A 15,520-nucleotide genomic window follows, 5' to 3' on the forward strand; every position below is an offset into this window, starting at 1 on the left:
ATCAGTCATCCGCGGGGGTTTCGCCCCCGTCGGTGACGACGTCTTCCGCGGCCTGTTGCTGGCCCATCGGTTCGGGGCTGTGACACTGTCGCACGACGCGTTTCGTCTCGATCGGCGGCTCGTCGGTCATCGCCGAGACGCCGATCGTGACGGCGAAGACGATCGGGACGGCGACGAGCGCCGAGCCGATGGCCGGCACCCACTGCGCCAGCACCGGAACGTACGGATCGCCGGAGCTGGTCGTGTACGTCGGAACGACTTCGTTGATCATCGGGATGATCCAGATGGTCAGCCCGGTGAGCATCCCGGCGAGCGCGCCCTCGCGGTTCGTGTTCTCCCACCAGAGACCGAGGAAGAACATCGGGAACAGCACCGCGCCGGCCAGCGAGAACGCGTAGGAGACCAGCGCGGCGATCGGCGCCGCGGGGTCGAGCGCGGCCAGCGTGGTCAGCACGCCCAGGGCGACGATGCCCAGGCGACCGACGAGGATCTGCTGGCGCTGGGTCGCGTCCTCGTTGATGAGGTTCGTGTAGATGTCGTGGGAGACCGCCGAGGAGCCGGTGATGAAGAGGCCGGCGGTCGTCGCGATCGCGGCGGCGATCCCGCCGGCGGCCACGAGGCCGACGAACCACTGGGGCAGGTTCGCGAACTGCGCCGCGATCACGACGAGGACGTCGGCGGTCGAGCCGGACATGCCGGGGTCGCCGTAGGTCGTCCCCGTCGCCGAGTTGAGGTCGTAGAGGCGCGTCCCGAACGCGGTGTAGGCGGGGGCGCCGAGGTACAGCAGGCAGATGAAGAAGAGCCCGGTCACGGTCGACCAGCGGGCGGTCCGCTCGTTTTCGACCGTGTAGAACCGGACCAGCACGTGCGGGAGCCCGCAGGTCCCGACGACCAGCGAGAAACACGTCGCGATCCACAGGTACGGACTCGAGTTCGCGAAGGGTTCGGTGAACTCGTTGCCGAGTTCGTTCAGGAGCATCCCGTACTCGATCTGCGGGAGCACCGTCGAGTACCCCTGCGTCCAGCCGACCACGTACATGCCGGCCAGGAAGGCGCTGATGAGGATGACGTACTGCACGGCCATGTTCTTCGTCGCGCCCAACATGCCCGAGAGCGTCAGGTAGCCGACCGTGATCGTCATCATGAAGATGACCATGGCCTGGTAGCCGCTGAACCCGGCGAAACCGAGGTCGCCGAAGATGTAGAGGCCGACCAGGGCCATCCCGCGAGCCTGTCCGATCGCGTAGACGAACGCGATGAGGAAGGTCGTGATCGCCGCGATGGCGCGGGCGCTGTCGGAGTTAAAGCGGTCGCCGACGAAGTCCGGCGCCGTGTACTTCCCGAACCGGCGCATCTGCGCGGCCATGAAGATGAGCAGGATGAAGTACCCCGTCGTCCAGCCGACGACGAATGCCAGGCCGTAAAAGCCCGACAGCGCGATCAGCGCCGCCATCCCGAGGTAGGACGCGGCGGACATCCAGTTGGCGCCGATCGCCATCCCGTTCTCGATGTTCCCGATCGAGCGGCCGGCGACCCACATGTCCTCCGTGTCGGCCACGCGGAACACGAACCCGATCAGGAGGAAGGTGCCGAGCATCCCCAGAACGAGGATGGCCGGCGCGAGCTTGAACGAGACGTCCATCCCCTGGGGCAACAGCTCGGACTGCAGGACGGTCGCCGGTCCCGTCATTCGGAGACACCTCCGTCAGACCGCTCCGCGTCCTGACGCGGATCGCGATCGCTCTGCGATCGCTCGCCCCCGTCGGTCGCCGCGGCGTCCTCGCTACCGCCGCCGCCGGATTCCGTCGTCGTCGTGTGATCGATCCCGTACTTCGCGTCGAGCTGGTCGCGCTTGCGAGCGTACCACGCCGAGAGGATCAGCGCGCCGCTCGGGCCGCAGACGGCCACCAGGAAGTAGTGCAGCGGGAACTCGATGACCGGCATCGTCGTCGTCATGAGGTCCGGCATCGCGGCCGTCAGGAGCACGGGGCCGAACACGAGGATGGCCCAGGTGACGAATCCGGTCCAGATGATGCGCAGGTGATCGCGCATGAACGGCGTACTCGGATTCAGGAGGTTTACCTCCGCGTTGAGATAGTCGGTGTCTCGGTGGGACTGACCGTGATGCCCGGCCACCCCCCCGTCCGTTGCGGTCCGTTCGTCCGTCGAATCTTGAGTGTTATTGTCTGCCATATTTTGGTGCAGTGTGTCGATATCGTGTGGTATCGTTCGAAAATCGAGGAAGTGTTCAGTCGCCCGCGACCTGATCGGCGATCTCGTCGACGATTTCGGGGTTCCGGAGCGTCGAGGTGTCACCCAGCTCGTCACCGCTGGCGATGTTCTCGAGCAGGCGGCGCATGATCTTGCCCGAGCGCGTCTTCGGGAGTTCGGGCGTGAAGACGATCTCCTCGGGCCGGGCGATCGGGCCGATCGAGTCGAGCACGGCCTCCATGGCCTTCTCCTCGAGTTCGGCGTGGCGGTCCTCGTAGCCGTCCTCGGGGATGGCGTAGACGTAGACGGCCTCGCCCTTGACGTCGTGGTCGCCGCCGACGACGGCGGCTTCGGCGATCCCCTCGACGCCGACGACGGCCGATTCGATCTCCATGGTTCCGAGCCGGTGGCCGGAGACGTTGATCACGTCGTCGACCCGGCCGAGGATGGTGATGTAATCGTCCTCGTCGATCTTCGCGCCGTCTTCGGGGAAGTAAACCCACTCGTCGGCCTCCTCATCGGAGTACTCGGTCCAGTACTCCTCGATGAAGCGCTCGTCGTTCTGATAGAGCGTCCGGAGCATACCGGGCCACGGGTTGTTCACCGTGACGTAGCCGGCTTGTCCGGCCTCGACCTCGTCACCGTTCGCGTCGACGACGCGGGCGTCGACGCCCGGCAGCGGCGGCCCGGCCGAGCCGGGCTTCATCTCGTTGATCGCGGGCAGCGTCGTGATCATCATCCCNCCCGGCAGCGGCGGCCCGGCCGAGCCGGGCTTCATCTCGTTGATCGCGGGCAGCGTCGTGATCATCATCCCGCCGGTCTCGGTCTGCCACCAGGTGTCGACGATCGGGCATTCTTCGTCGCCGATGTGCTTGTAGTACCACTTCCAGGCCCGCGGGTTGATCGGCTCCCCGACGGTGCCGAGCAGGCGAAGCGAAGAGAGATCGTGCCGCTCGGGGTACTCGGTACCCCACTTCATGAACGAACGGATGGCCGTCGGTGCGGTGTAGAAGGTATCGACGCGGTTCTTCTCGACGAGGTCCCAGAGGCGGTCCTTCTCGGGGTAGTCCGGCGTCCCCTCGTACATCATCGTCGTCGTCCCGAGCGCGAGCGGGCCGTAGACGATGTAGGAGTGGCCAGTGATCCAGCCGATGTCGGCCGTACACCAGTAGGTATCCTCGGGTTTGACGTCCAAGACGGCGTGGGAGGTCCAGGCCGTGTAAGCGAGGTAGCCGCCGGTGGTGTGCTTGACGCCCTTCGGCTCGCCGGTCGTTCCCGAGGTGTACATCAGGAACAGCATGTCCTCGGCGTCCCGCGAGACCGGCTCGACGCTCGCTCCCTCGTGCTCGGCGACGAGTTCGCCGTAGTCGTGGGCGTCGGCGCCGAGGAAGTGGGTCAGTTCGTCGCCGAGTCGGTCGACGACGACCGTCTGGACGTCGTTCTCGACGCCGCGCAGCCCCTTGTCGGCCTTCTCCTTGTGGTTCAGGGCGTCGCCGCGGCGGTAGTAGCCGTCGCAAGTGACGAGGTACTCGCTGTCGGCCGAGTTCATCCGCGTCGCCAGCGCGTCGGCCGAGAAGCCGGCGAAGACGACGCTGTGCGGTGCGCCGATGCGAGCGCAGGCGAGCATCGCGATCGGCAGCTCCGGGATCATCGGCATGTACAGCGTGACGACGTCGTCCTCCTCGACGCCGAGGTCGCGCAGCGCGGCCGCGAACGCCTCGACCTCGTTCAACAGATCGCCGTAGGTGTAGGTTCGCGTCTCGCCGAGTTCGCCCTCCCACTTGATCGCCGCGCGGTTCTTGGCGCCCTCCTCGACGTGGCGGTCGAGACAGTTGTACGACGCGTTCAGCTCCCCGCCCGTGAACCACTCGTAGAACGGCGCGTCCCCGTCCTCGAGGACGGTGTCGTACTCCTCGTCCCACGAGAGGAGGTCGGCCGCCCGTTCCCAACAGTCCGGCCAGTTCTCCTCGAACTCCTCGTAGACGTCCGGATCCGAGACGTTCGCCTGCTCGACGAACGACTCGGGCGGTTCGAACGTCTCCTGTTCCTCGAGGCGGGCCTCGAGTTCGACTTCGGGCTCGCCGGTGTCGTCGCTCATAAACACTGCTACCATCGGACAAGATCGGGATAAACGTTCCCCTGTCGGCGTCCCGTCCGGCGGTTTCGCGGGTCCACCGTCCCCTCAGTTCCCGCGCATGGTGTGAGAGCCGACGGGTCGCGGGTATTATCCATCCAGATCCGTAATCGACCGATATGCCGCCGACGAATCTGCTCGTCATGAGCGGAGCGCTCCTGGTCGGACTGGCGATCCTCGGGGCCGGGCTGTTCGTCGCCTCGATCGGCGTCGGCCGCGTCCGCCTCGCCCGACGGCTCCGGCAGGCCGGGCCGACGCCGCTCGGCGAGGTTCCCGACGCGACCGGACTCGTCGCGTTCGACGGAATCGCGCGAGCGGGCGCCGAGGGGGCCCTCGAGGCGCCGCTCTCCGAAACCGACTGTCTGGCCTACGCAGTGCAGTCTCGCTCCCGGACCCGCGCCGACGCGGACGTGGATGCGGACGAGACGTGGACCCACGACGGACGCGTCTCAGCCGGCGTCCCCTTCGTGGTCGCCGACGGCGGCGACCGCGTCGCGGTCGACCCGAGCAACGCCGTCCTCTCGCTCGCCGACTGGGAGCCGGACGCGACGGCGTGGACGGACCGCGCCGACCTCTCCGCTCGAGCGCGCGATCGGCTCGCGGCGGTCGGTCTCCCCGGTACGGACGCCGAGCCGACGGACGATCCGTCCGCCTCGAGCGACGCGGCCACCCAGTACCGCGAGCTTCGCCTCGAGCCAGGAACCGACGTCCACGTCTTCGGCGGCTCCGTCGTCGACGACGCTCGAGGTCGCCCGGACGACGCTCCCGTCACCGTCGGCGGCGACGATTGGTTCGAGGTGTCGGCCGGCGAGCGATCGACGGTGATCCCCGATCGCCACCGATCGGGCTCGCTCTACGTGATCTTCGGCGGGCTGCTCGCGATCCCGGGACTGGGTTTTACGCTCGCCGGGATCGTCGGCCTGGTGTCGACGTTCGTGCTCTGAGTGGCCGCCGTGACCCGACTCTCGGTTCGAGCGCCGCTTACGCCAGTCCGATCTCCTCGCTGTAGGCGCCGTGCTGTGCTTCGAACACCTGCATGATCTCGCCCATCGTCGCGTACGCCTTCACCGCGTCGACGATGTACGGCATCGTGTTCTCCCCGCGCTCGCTCGCCTCGCGGAGATTCTCGAGCGCGTCTTCGACGGCCGCGTCGTCGCGGTCGGCCTTGACGTCCTCGAGGCGCGCGAGCTGCCGTTCGGCCGTCGTCTCGTCGATCTGGAGGGTGTCCGGACTGGTGTCCTCCGTCAAGGTGTACTCGTTGACGCCGACGACGACCTCCTCCCCGTGCTCGACGCGCTCTTGGTACTCGTAGGAGGCGTCCTGGATCTCCCGCAGGAAGTAGCCGTCCTCGATACCCTTCAGGATGCCGTCCCGGACGGAGCCGTCGCCCATCTCGCGGATCTCCTCGATGTAGCGCATGGCACGTTGCTCGGTTTCGTCGGTCAGCGCCTCGACGGCGAAGCTGCCGCCCATCGGATCGACGATGTCCGCCGCGCCGGACTCCTCGGCGATGATCTGCTGGGTGCGCAGGGCGACCCGGACCGCCTTCTCCGAGGGGAGCGCCAGCGCCTCGTCGAAGCTGTTGGTGTGCAGGGACTGCGTGCCGCCCAGTACCCCCGCAAGCGCCTGAATCGTCACCCGGACGACGTTGTTCAGCGGCTGCTGGGCCGTCAGCGACTGGCCCGCGGTCTGGGTGTGGAACTTGAGCCGTTTGGACTCGTCCCTCTCAGCACCGTACCAGTCGTCCATCACGCGGGCGTAGATCCGTCTGGCCGCCCGATACTTCGCGATTTCCTCGAAGAAGGAGTTGTGGCAGTTGAAGAAAAAGGAGAGCCGCGGCGCGAACGCGTCGACGTCGAGCCCTCGCTCCATCGCGTCCTCGACATAGGCGAAGCCGTCCGCGAGAGTGAAGGCCAGTTCCTGCACGGCGGTCGAGCCGGCTTCGCGGATGTGGTAGCCCGAGACCGAGATGGGGTGGAACTTCGGCGTCTCCTCGGTGCTGAACTCGACGACGTCCGTGACGAGATCGAGCGACGGCTCCGGGGGAATCACCCACTCCTTCTGGGCGATGAACTCTTTGAACATGTCGTTCTGGAGGGTCCCGCGGAGGTTCTCGCGGGGGACGCCCCGCTGGTCGGCCAGCGCGACGTACATCGCGTAGATCACCGGCGCGGAGGGGTTGATCGTAAACGAGGTCGAGATCTCCGCCAGGTCGATCCCGTCGAAGAGGATCTCCATATCCCGGAGTGTATCGACCGCGACCCCTTCCCTGCCGATCTCGCCCTCGCTCATCGGGTCGTCCGAGTCGAGTCCCATCAGGGAGGGCATGTCGAACGCCGTCGAGAGGCCGGTCTGCCCCTCGTCGATCAGGTAGTGAAAGCGCTCGTTGGTCTCCTCGGCCGTCCCGAAGCCCGCGAACTGCCGCATCGTCCACGTCCGCCCGCGGTACATCGTCGGATACGGGCCGCGGGTGTACGGCTTCTCGCCCGGAAAGCCGAGGTCCTCGAGGTAGTCGAGGTCGGCGACGTCCGCGGGCGTGTAGAGCCGGTCGACCTCGAGGTTCGAGACGGTCGCGAACCGCTCGCTGCGCTCCCCGTGGGCGTCGAGGGCTGGCTCGAGCGTCTCCCGTTCCCACTCCTCTGTGGCCTCCCGGATCGACTCGAGGTCCTCCTCGTCGTACATACGCACACGATTTGCCGGACGCGGCATTAAGGATTCCGGGGAATGGTAGCGTGTGACGAAGGCGGTCGCGAGAGCGACCGACGACCGGTCAGGTTCGGATCCGGACGGGACGATCAGGCGAAACTCGAGAATTCGGTGCCACCACAGCCACAGCGGTCGCCCATCCCGATCAGGAAGACCGCACCGTCGTCTTCGATTTCGGCCGTGAAGATGGACTGACAGTCGCCACACCGAACGGCGGTCTTCCGCTGGACGTTTGCGCGTTTCATCGTATCCGCTCGAAGGGTCTAGGCAGGGTTGAACCCGTCTCCAAAATACAGTGGGTCCGCGCTCGACGGACCGGGGACTCGAAACGACTCGATCGGTAGCCGGACGTCCGCTACTGCTCGGCCAGCCACGCCAGCGCATCCGCGTCGCTCGTGAACGTCCGGTACTCGAATCGGGGGTCGATCTCGTTCAGCGCTGTCTCGATGCGTCGCTTCTCGAGCGACGCGACGGCCGAGTCCGCGTGTACGCCGGCACCCACCCGAACGCCGAGGTCGAGCAGTTTCGGGATCCAGGTCTCCCCGAGCCACTCCTTATCCTCGTCTTTGTGCGCCATGAACTCCGCCGTGTTCACGACGTAGCGGTCGGCGCCCTCCGCCTCGATAACCTCGGCCCACCTGAGCGCGGCCTCCCGTAACTCCTCGCCCGTGACGAACCGGTTGTACGTGAAAACGGGGATACCGAGCTCCGGCTCCAGTTCCACGGTGTAGTCGTCCGTCCGTTCTACTACCTTCGTTGTCATATATTGCGGTCTTTTCCCACGGTACTTGTAACTATTCAGCCGCGGCTATCAGATCTGATACGCTGATCGGACCCGTCGCCGGCGAGCCGTCGGCTCCCCTCAGTTGTTGGACTGCAGCCGCTCGGTCGTCTGGACGAGCGGGTGGTGTGCGTAGTCGACGACCTCGATGTCGTCGATCCGCTCTAGGTTCTCCTTCTCCGCGGTCTTGGCCATCCCGAGCTCGATCGTCTGATCGACGACGATGACGTAGGCGTCCATCTCGTCGATCCCCAGCCGATCGGCCGCGAGCACGCGGTGGTGGCCGTCGGCCAGCAACAGCGTGCCGCCGTTGTCGATGACCACCAGCGGCTCGGCCAGCCCGTGCTCGAGTTCGTATCGCCGCCCCTCGAGTTCGTCGGCGTAGACCCGGCCCTGCGTGGGCGTCAGCTCCGCCAGGGCGACGGTTCGGCGCTCCTGCTCGAGGTGGGTGTCGTGGATCTCCTCTAGGGTCCGGACGAGTTTCCCCACTTTCTCGGGCGTGGCGCGCTCGATCTGGCTGCGGATGACGTCGGCGTTCGAGATGATCCCCACGAGGTTGCCGGCGTCGTCGACGACGGGGAGTTTCTGGATGCCCGACCGGAGGATGACGCGGGCGGCGTCGGTCACCTTCATATCGGGATGGGCCACGAGCAGGTCGGTGGCCATCACCTTGAAGATCGGATCGTCGTCGTCGGCCAACAGCAGGTCGCGGGCGCTGATAAAGCCCTCCACGCGGCGCCGCTCGCAGACGGGAAAGCCGCTGTGCTCCTCGCTCTCGGCGATCCGCGTGGCGACGTCGCCGACGGTTTCGTCGGGAGCGACCGTCGCGACGTCGCGCGTCATGTACTCCTTGACCTTCGGCTTGCTCCGGTCCGACAGGACCTCCATAGGCGGGTCAACGAGCCCCGCGCGCAAAAACGTGTCTTCCGCGACCGCTCGGACCACTCGCGGGGCGCGGGTCTCGAGACGACCCCTGACCCTAGACCGACTCCCCGTTCTCGTCGGCCGACGTTCGGTTCCTCGAGGGAGACTCAGACTCGTCGTCGACCGAGAACAGCCGCTCGCTGGTCTGGGTGTAGACGCCGACGGACGTTCCCGGGCCGGTGTCGATCGCCTCGAAGAACCGGTTCGTGATGACCTCCTCGACGACGCTGACGATCGATTCGACCTCGTCGGCGTCGTCGGCGTTGCCGAGGATGCCGAGCTCGAGCTGGGCGCCGGCCATATCGGCGTGGCCGCCGGCGCTGCCGATCCGATCGAACGCGTCCCGGACCGTCTCGCCCAGGTCGACGTCGCCCGACCGCGAGCGCGCGGAGACGAAGACCATCTCGTCGCGAAAACCGAAGACGAGCGTCGTTTCGATCCCCTCCATCGACAGCAGCTGCTCGGCCGCCTGCGGGAGGGCGTCGCGGTTGGTGATCTCGCCGACGCTCGCGACGGCGACCGAGTCCCGCTGAATGCGGTTCTTGATCGCCCGGGCGATCGTCTCGAGCGTGTCGCCTTCGACCGTCGGCTGCTCGATCTGTTCGAGCATCGACGTATCGGCGTGGGGCCACAGCACCGAGGCGGCGTTGAAATCTGCCGGGGAGACCTCGCGGGTGAAGTCGTTCGTGTCGATCCGGATCCCGTACAGCAACGCGGTCGCTGTCGGCCGCCGCGGTTCGAGACTGAACCGGTCGAGGTACTCCGTCAGCACCGAGCTGGTCGCTCCGGCCCCCTCGCGCAGATCGACGAACTCGCCGGGAACCGGACCACGGGGCGGGTGGTGGTCGATGACGATGTCGATGTGGAGCCCCTCGGGTAGTTGGTCGTTGACGCCGGGTCGGGAGTGATCGACCAGCGCGAAGGCCGAGTAGTCGTCGAGAGAGTCGGACGACGAGAGGTTTCGCAAGTCGAGATCGAGCAGGTTGACCATCGCGCGGTTCTCCTGGTGGGAGATCTCGCCGAAGTAGCAGGCGTCGGCGTCGACGTCCATCTCCGCGGCGATATCGACCAGCGCGACGGCGCTTGCGATCGCGTCCGGATCGGGGTTGTCGTGCATCACCACCGCCAGCCGGCCGTCGATTTCCGCCAGCTGTTTCCGGAGTCCGATCGCGGCGCCGGCCGACGGACTCACGGCCCCCTCGAGGATGTGATCGACCATCGACTGCCGGGCGTCGACGACCCAATCCGCGAGTTCCTCGAACCGCGTTCGGTCCGCTTCGGTCGCGTTCCCGCCCATGTAGGCGACGATCGAGCTCGTCGGAAACCGCTCCCGAGCCTGGACGAGCGCGAGCCGGTTCCGATCGGTCCGGTCGCCGGCGACGAAGATCACGTCCGGCGTCTCGAGGTTCGCGATCACGGACGGGTCGGTCGGGTCGGCTCGCCGCGCCGGGAGGCTCTCGTCGCGAAGTGTTTCGGCGACGCTCTCGTCGTCGGTGACGACGAGCAGGCGATCGCCGGTGCGTGCGTCGCGCTCGGGGAACCGTTCGACGACCTGTCGGCCGACCGTTCCACAGCCGAGCACGAGCCGGAAAACCATGTATCGCAGTTGCGATTCCGAGCGGGAAAAGCTACCGGGTCGCCAGCGACGGCCCGGCGATCAGTTGACGAGTGCCTCCGCGGCGCCGGTGGCGGCCTCGGCGACCGGACCGAAGCCGGGGAGGATGACGATCGTCATCACGGCGGCGACGACGATCGCTGCGTAGAGCCCCGTCGGCTGTCCGAGCCGGTCGCGCGTCGCCGGCGGGTCCTCGATCCACAGCGCCTTGACCAGCCGCGAGTAGTAGTACAGCGAGAGCGCGCTGTTGACCACCAGCGCGGCGGCCACGGCCAGCATCGCCGTGTTCGCCGTCGCCGCCTGGAGGGCGCCGGTGAAGAGGAAGTACTTGCTGAAGAAGCCGCCGAAGGGCGGGATCCCCGCGAGGCTAAAGAGGAAGACGGCCATCGCGCCGCAGGCGACCGGCGCCTGCGACGAGAGGCCGTTGTAGTCCTCGAAGGTGCGGCCGACGCCCCAGTGCTCGGCCAGGGCCACGAACAGGAACGCGCCCGTGTTCATGAAGCCGTAGACCAGCAGGTGCATCAGCGCCGCGCCCATGACGAGTTCGCCGCCGTCGGCCGAGAGGCCCGCCAGCCCGATCAGAGCGTAGCCGGCGTGGCCGATCGACGAGTAGGCGAGCATCCGCTTGACGTTCTCCTGGGTCGCCGCCGCGAAGTTCCCGACCGTCATGGTGACGATCGCGAGCACGACGAAGGCAACCGTCCAGTCGAAGCCGATTACGTTCCCGATCTCGCCGAGCGGGAAGGCCACGTTGAACACGCGGAACGCGATCACGAAGCCGGCGGCCTTCGAGGCCGAGGAGAGGAACGCGCTGATCGGCGCGGGCGCGCCCTCGTAGGCCTCGGGCGCCCAGAAGTGAAACGGCACGCTGGCGGTCTTGAACGCGATTCCGCCGAGCAACATGAGGATGCCCAGTCCGAGCAGGCCACCGAAGCCGTCGGCGCCGCCGTCGGCGATGACCTCCGCGATGCTGTCCAACTGGAGGACGCCGGTCGCGCCGTACACCAGCGAGATTCCGTAGACGAAGATCGCTGAGGAGAGCGCGCCGATCAGGAAGTACTTCAGCCCGGCCTCGACGCTGCCGCGGTTGTCCTTCAAGATCGCCACGAGGGCGTAGGACGGCAGGCTCGTCAGCTCGAGGGCGATGAAGATCGTCACGAGGCTGTTGGCGGCCGCGACGGTCGCCATCCCGGTCGCCGCGAGGACGACCAGCGAGTAGTACTCGGCCTGGTAGGTGTGGCCCGCCAGGTAGTCGTAGCTGGCGACGACGATCAGCGCCGTCACGATGGTGACGACGATCATGAAGTACAGCGCCAACTGGTCGACGACGAATTGGCCGTCGAAGATCTCGATGACGCCCTCGCCGCCGTCGACGGTCGGCGTGCCGACACCGGCGGCGGTAAACCAGACGGCGACGGCCAGCGAGGCCAGCGCGCCGACGGCGGCGGTGCCGGCCAGCAGCGTTCGATCGGTCGACCGCGGCGAGATGCTGTCGATGAGGAACAACACCAGCCCGGTCAGCGCCAAGAGTAGCGCCGGGGCCAGCGCGGCCCACTGTGGGAGTTGGTAGGCCGCCATTACAGGTCACCTCCGTTCAGGATCGGATCGACTGCGTTGGTTATCATGTCGAATATCAGTTCGGGAGCTACGCCGAGGGCGATGATGAGCGCGAGCAACACGAACATCGGCGCGACGTCGTGCAGCGGCGCGCGGCCCACGTCGTAGTCGGTTTCCAGGTGATACGGGCCGAAGACGGTCCGCTGGAGCGCGAAGAGCAGGTAGCCGGCGACGATGACGATGCCGAACATCGCCAGCGCCGTAAACAGCGGCGCGTAGGCGAAGTCGGCCTGGAAGGCGCCAAAGAAGATGGTGAACTCGCCGTGGAAGCCGGACATCAGCGGCAGCCCCATGTAACCGAAGGCGCCGGCGACGAGGATGCCGACGGCGATCGGCATCCGGTCGGCCAGCCCGGACATCTCCTCGACGCTGCGGGTGTGCGTGACGTTGTAGATGACGCCGACCGACATGAACATCAGTCCGGAGATCAGCCCGTGGGAGACCATCTGGAACGTCGCTCCGCCGACCCCGAACTGGGTGTAGGCGATCAGTCCGAGGATCACGTACCCCATCGAAGACACCGAGGAGTAGGCGACGATCCGCTTGAGGTCCGTCTGAGCCAACGCCAGCATCGCGCCGTAGATGACGCTGATGACCGCGATGGCCGCGATCGGCACGGCGAAGGTCTCGACCTGCTCCGGGAACATCGTGAAGTTGAACCGCAGCAGGGCGTAGGTCCCCATCTTCAGGAGCACGCCCGCCAGCAGCACGGAGGCGGGCGTCGGGGCCTGCACGTGGGCGTCGGGCAGCCACGTGTGGAACGGGACCACCGGCACCTTCACGGCGAACCCGAGGAACATCGCGATGAACACGAGCGCTGTGAACGTGCCCGGATCGATGCCGAAGACGCTCGACTGGACGCCGCCGTTGACCATCGCGTCGGCGATCTCCGGCATCGCGAAGCTCGTTACAGCGTCGCCGAGGCCGAAGACGAGCGCGATGAACGCCCCGAACATCACCAGCGACGCCACGTTCGTGTAGACGAAGAACTTAATCGCGGCGTACTTCCGGTCCGGACCGCCCCAGACCCCGATCAGCAGGTACATCGGGATGAGGACGGCCTCCCAGAAGATGAACCAGACGAAGAAGTCCAGCGCCGAGAAGACGCCGATCAGGTTCGCCTCGATGAACAGCACGAGCCCGTAGAACTGGGACTCGCGGCTGTCGATCGGCGTCCACGAGCTCAGGATCGCCAGCGAGCAGAGGATCGTCGTCATGACCACGAGCGGCAGGCTGATGCCGTCGAGGCCGACGAACCACTCGATCGAGTACTCGCCCAGCTGGATCCACTCGAGGTGGGATTCGAAGGCGAGGTCGCCGTCGAGTAAGGCGTTGCCGCTGCCGTCGAAGGCGGTGAACATCCACAGGCTGAGCGCGGCCGGCACGAGGCTGATGGCGAAGGCCAGTTTGCCGGCGACGCGATTCGGCGCGACGAACGTGACGAGCGCGCCGATCAGTGCGACCGCGATCAGTGCTTCGATCATCATCAGAACCACCCTCCGTAGAGTCCGAGACCGAGGAGCAACGCGATGAACCCGGCCACGATCAGTGCCGCGTAGTTCGTCACGAGTCCGGTTTGGATGCGTTTCACCCAGCTACTGCCGAACAGGCTGGCGCCCGAGACGCCGTCGACGGCGCCGTCGATAACCGACCGGTCGAACAGGTCGGCCGTTCGGGCCAGCGGCAGCGTGAGTCCCTCGGCGAGCCAGACCTGGTACTCGTCCTGGTAGTAGTTGTTCCGCAGGACGGTGTAGGCGCCGCCGAGTTTCGTCGTGTGTCGCTTCGGTTCGGGGACGTTGTACAGCGTGTGCGCCGCGAACGCGCCGGCCAGCGCCAGTCCCAGCGAGAGGCCGGCGCTGAGCAGCATCGTCGTCGTCTCGGAGCCGATGTACCCCTCTTCGAAGGCCACCATCTCGTGGTAGTGGTGGTAGGTCAGTCCCTCGACGTAGCCGTACTCGCCGTCGAGCCAGTACTCGAGGAACGTGATGTCCATCCCCGCGACCTTGGCGATCGGCGCGAGGTTGACGAAGCCGACGAGGGCCGCGAGGAGTCCGAGGACGACCAGCGGCGCCTTGATCGACCAGCCGACGCCGTGTGGGTCCTCGGCCGTCTCGGTGCGGGGCTCGCCGTGGAAGGTCAGGAAGACCATCCGGAAGGTGTAAAAGCCGGTGAAGAAGACGGCGAGCAGCCCCATCGCGTAGGCCGCGAGGATGACCGGCTCCTCTAAGCCGACGATCAGCGCGTCGAACAGCACCTCGTCTTTCGACCAGAAGCCGGAGAACGGGACGATTCCCGCGAGCGCGAGCGCGCCCGCAAGAAACGTGTAGTAGGTGATCGGCGCCTTGTCCTTCAGGCCGCCCATCTTCCACATGTCCTGTTCGTGGTGCATGAGGACGATGACGGCGCCGGAGCCGAGGAAGAGTAGGGCTTTGAAGAAGGCGTGGTTCATGAGGTGGAAGACCCCGGCGACGTAGCCGCCGACGCCCATCCCCAGCATCATGTAGCCGTACTGGCTGATCGTCGAGTACGCCAGCACCTGCTTGATGTCGTCCTTGACGACGCCCATCGTCGCGGCGAAGAGCGCCGTGAAGCCGCCGACGAAGGCGATGATCGACAGTGCAGTCGGGGACAGCGCGTAGTAGCCGAACATCCGGGCGACCAGGTAGACGCCGGCCGCGACCATCGTCGCCGCGTGGATGAGCGCGGAGACGGTCGTCGGGCCCTCCATGGCGTCGGGCAGCCAGGTGTGCAGCGGGAACTGCGCGGACTTGCCGATGACCCCGCCGAGCACGAGCAGCCCGGTGATCGTCACCCACGTCTGGGCGTCGAAGCCGAACAGCGTCGTTCCGTCCTCGATGGCCGTCTCGGCGGCGACGACGAACGATTCCTCGCCGGCGAAGGCGACCGTCCCGAACGTCGACGCGATGGCGACGACCCCGATCAGGAAGAAGTAGTCGCCGAAGCGGGTGACGAGGAACGCCTTCTTCGCGGCCGAGGGGGCCGACTTCGTCCGGAACCAGAACCCGATCAGCAGGTACGAACAGAGGCCGACGAGTTCGAAGAACATGAACGCCATCAGCAGGTTGTCCGCGTAGACGAACGCGAGCATGCTGAACGTGAAGAGCCCGAGGCTGGCGTAGTACCGCGGCAGCCCGGTCTCTCCCTCGTCGTTCATGTACCCGAGGCTGAAGACGTGGACGAGGAAGGCGACCAGCGAGACGATGACCAACATCAGCGCCGACAGCGGATCGATCAGCAGGCCAAAGGAGAAGGCGATCTCCTCGGCGCCGACCTCGGTCGTGACCGCGCCGGCCGACCACTCGTAGAGCGTCTCGTGATACGTTTCGCCGCCCGCGACCGTCGCGAACATCCACAGCGAGAACAGCAGCGAGGCTGCCGTCGCGAAGATACCCGGAATCGCGCCCTTCTTCGGCAACTGTCGGCCGAAGACGAGCGAGATGACGAACGCCGCGAGCGGGAACAGTGCGATCGCCGGAGCGTAACTGAATGGGCCTGCACCAGTTCCTACCAT

General features: G+C 66.6%; 12 protein-coding genes. 1 reads left to right on the top strand and 11 read right to left on the bottom strand.

The features are described from left to right. Nucleotide 1: 1 nt before the first annotated feature. From C477_RS19935 to C477_RS19945, 3 genes are read right to left on the bottom strand one after another with little or no spacing between them, the layout of a single operon-like run. Nucleotides 2–1,690, bottom strand: a complete 1,689-nt coding sequence (locus C477_RS19935; RefSeq protein WP_008896365.1) for a sodium:solute symporter family transporter — start codon at nt 1,688–1,690, stop codon at nt 2–4. Next, nucleotides 1,687–2,193 carry a DUF4212 domain-containing protein gene (locus C477_RS19940; protein WP_008896366.1) on the bottom strand — a complete coding sequence of 169 codons (507 nt, stop codon included), beginning with the start codon at nt 2,191–2,193 and terminating at the stop codon, nt 1,687–1,689. Before C477_RS19940 ends, C477_RS19935 begins: the two co-directional genes overlap by 4 nt. A gap of 55 nt (nt 2,194–2,248) precedes the next feature. Further along, nucleotides 2,249–4,309 carry an AMP-binding protein gene (locus tag C477_RS19945; RefSeq protein ID WP_008896367.1) on the bottom strand — a complete coding sequence of 687 codons (2,061 nt, stop codon included), beginning with the start codon at nt 4,307–4,309 and terminating at the stop codon, nt 2,249–2,251. Between the two features lie 155 nt (nt 4,310–4,464). Between C477_RS19945 and C477_RS19950 the strand changes: the two genes are divergently transcribed. After that, a complete protein-coding gene (locus tag C477_RS19950) occupies nt 4,465–5,289 on the top strand; it encodes a hypothetical protein (RefSeq protein ID WP_008896368.1) in 825 nt (274 codons plus the stop codon). Nucleotides 5,290–5,326: 37 nt separating this feature from the next. On the opposite strand, the gene C477_RS19955 is transcribed toward C477_RS19950, so the two are convergent. The 8 genes from C477_RS19955 to nuoL all read right to left on the bottom strand — a co-directional run bounded on the left by C477_RS19955 (nt 5,327) and on the right by nuoL (nt 15,520). After that, complete coding sequence (locus C477_RS19955) at nt 5,327–7,027, bottom strand: methylmalonyl-CoA mutase family protein (protein ID WP_008896369.1); 1,701 nt, start codon at nt 7,025–7,027, stop codon at nt 5,327–5,329. Between the two features lie 113 nt (nt 7,028–7,140). Then, nucleotides 7,141–7,296: a hypothetical protein gene (locus tag C477_RS24245; RefSeq protein ID WP_008896370.1), complete on the bottom strand. Its 156-nt coding sequence runs from the start codon at nt 7,294–7,296 to the stop codon at nt 7,141–7,143. A 110-nt stretch (nt 7,297–7,406) separates the two neighbouring features. Next, nucleotides 7,407–7,814 (bottom strand): hypothetical protein, encoded by a 408-nt coding sequence (locus tag C477_RS19960; RefSeq protein WP_008896371.1) that lies wholly within the window; start codon nt 7,812–7,814, stop codon nt 7,407–7,409. 99 nt (nt 7,815–7,913) lie between these two features. After that, nucleotides 7,914–8,720, bottom strand: coding sequence for a CBS domain-containing protein (locus C477_RS19965; protein WP_008896372.1), 807 nt, complete (start codon nt 8,718–8,720; stop codon nt 7,914–7,916). 91 nt (nt 8,721–8,811) lie between these two features. Continuing rightward, a complete protein-coding gene (locus tag C477_RS19970; RefSeq protein WP_008896373.1) occupies nt 8,812–10,353 on the bottom strand; it encodes a DHH family phosphoesterase in 1,542 nt (513 codons plus the stop codon). 60 nt (nt 10,354–10,413) lie between these two features. Further along, nucleotides 10,414–11,949: an NADH-quinone oxidoreductase subunit N gene (locus C477_RS19975; protein ID WP_008896374.1), complete on the bottom strand. Its 1,536-nt coding sequence runs from the start codon at nt 11,947–11,949 to the stop codon at nt 10,414–10,416. Next, nucleotides 11,949–13,475 carry a complex I subunit 4 family protein gene (locus C477_RS19980; RefSeq protein ID WP_008896375.1) on the bottom strand — a complete coding sequence of 509 codons (1,527 nt, stop codon included), beginning with the start codon at nt 13,473–13,475 and terminating at the stop codon, nt 11,949–11,951. The genes C477_RS19975 and C477_RS19980 overlap by 1 nt, the downstream gene beginning before the upstream one ends. Continuing rightward, the gene (nuoL, locus tag C477_RS19985; protein ID WP_008896376.1) at nt 13,475–15,520 is read right to left on the bottom strand and encodes an NADH-quinone oxidoreductase subunit L; all 2,046 of its coding nucleotides are present in this window, start codon (nt 15,518–15,520) and stop codon (nt 13,475–13,477) included. The genes C477_RS19980 and nuoL overlap by 1 nt, the downstream gene beginning before the upstream one ends.

Origin of the sequence: Haloterrigena salina JCM 13891, from assembly GCF_000337495.1 — an archaeon.
In the GTDB taxonomy this organism is placed as follows: domain Archaea; phylum Halobacteriota; class Halobacteria; order Halobacteriales; family Natrialbaceae; genus Haloterrigena; species Haloterrigena salina.

Excerpts from the sequence above, each read along its gene's own strand:
- C477_RS19965 (WP_008896372.1), bottom strand. The coding sequence starts at position 8,720 with ATGGAGGTCCTGTCGGACCGGAGCAAGCCGAAGGTCAAGGAGTACATG.
- C477_RS19975 (WP_008896374.1), bottom strand. The coding sequence starts at position 11,949 with ATGGCGGCCTACCAACTCCCACAGTGGGCCGCGCTGGCCCCGGCGCTA.
- nuoL (WP_008896376.1), bottom strand. The coding sequence starts at position 15,520 with ATGGTAGGAACTGGTGCAGGCCCATTCAGTTACGCTCCGGCGATCGCA.
- C477_RS24245 (WP_008896370.1), bottom strand. The coding sequence starts at position 7,296 with ATGAAACGCGCAAACGTCCAGCGGAAGACCGCCGTTCGGTGTGGCGAC.
- C477_RS19935 (WP_008896365.1), bottom strand. The coding sequence starts at position 1,690 with ATGACGGGACCGGCGACCGTCCTGCAGTCCGAGCTGTTGCCCCAGGGG.
- C477_RS19955 (WP_008896369.1), bottom strand. The coding sequence starts at position 7,027 with ATGTACGACGAGGAGGACCTCGAGTCGATCCGGGAGGCCACAGAGGAG.
- C477_RS19980 (WP_008896375.1), bottom strand. The coding sequence starts at position 13,475 with ATGATGATCGAAGCACTGATCGCGGTCGCACTGATCGGCGCGCTCGTC.
- C477_RS19960 (WP_008896371.1), bottom strand. The coding sequence starts at position 7,814 with ATGACAACGAAGGTAGTAGAACGGACGGACGACTACACCGTGGAACTG.
- C477_RS19940 (WP_008896366.1), bottom strand. The coding sequence starts at position 2,193 with ATGGCAGACAATAACACTCAAGATTCGACGGACGAACGGACCGCAACG.
- C477_RS19950 (WP_008896368.1), top strand. The coding sequence starts at position 4,465 with ATGCCGCCGACGAATCTGCTCGTCATGAGCGGAGCGCTCCTGGTCGGA.
- C477_RS19970 (WP_008896373.1), bottom strand. The coding sequence starts at position 10,353 with ATGGTTTTCCGGCTCGTGCTCGGCTGTGGAACGGTCGGCCGACAGGTC.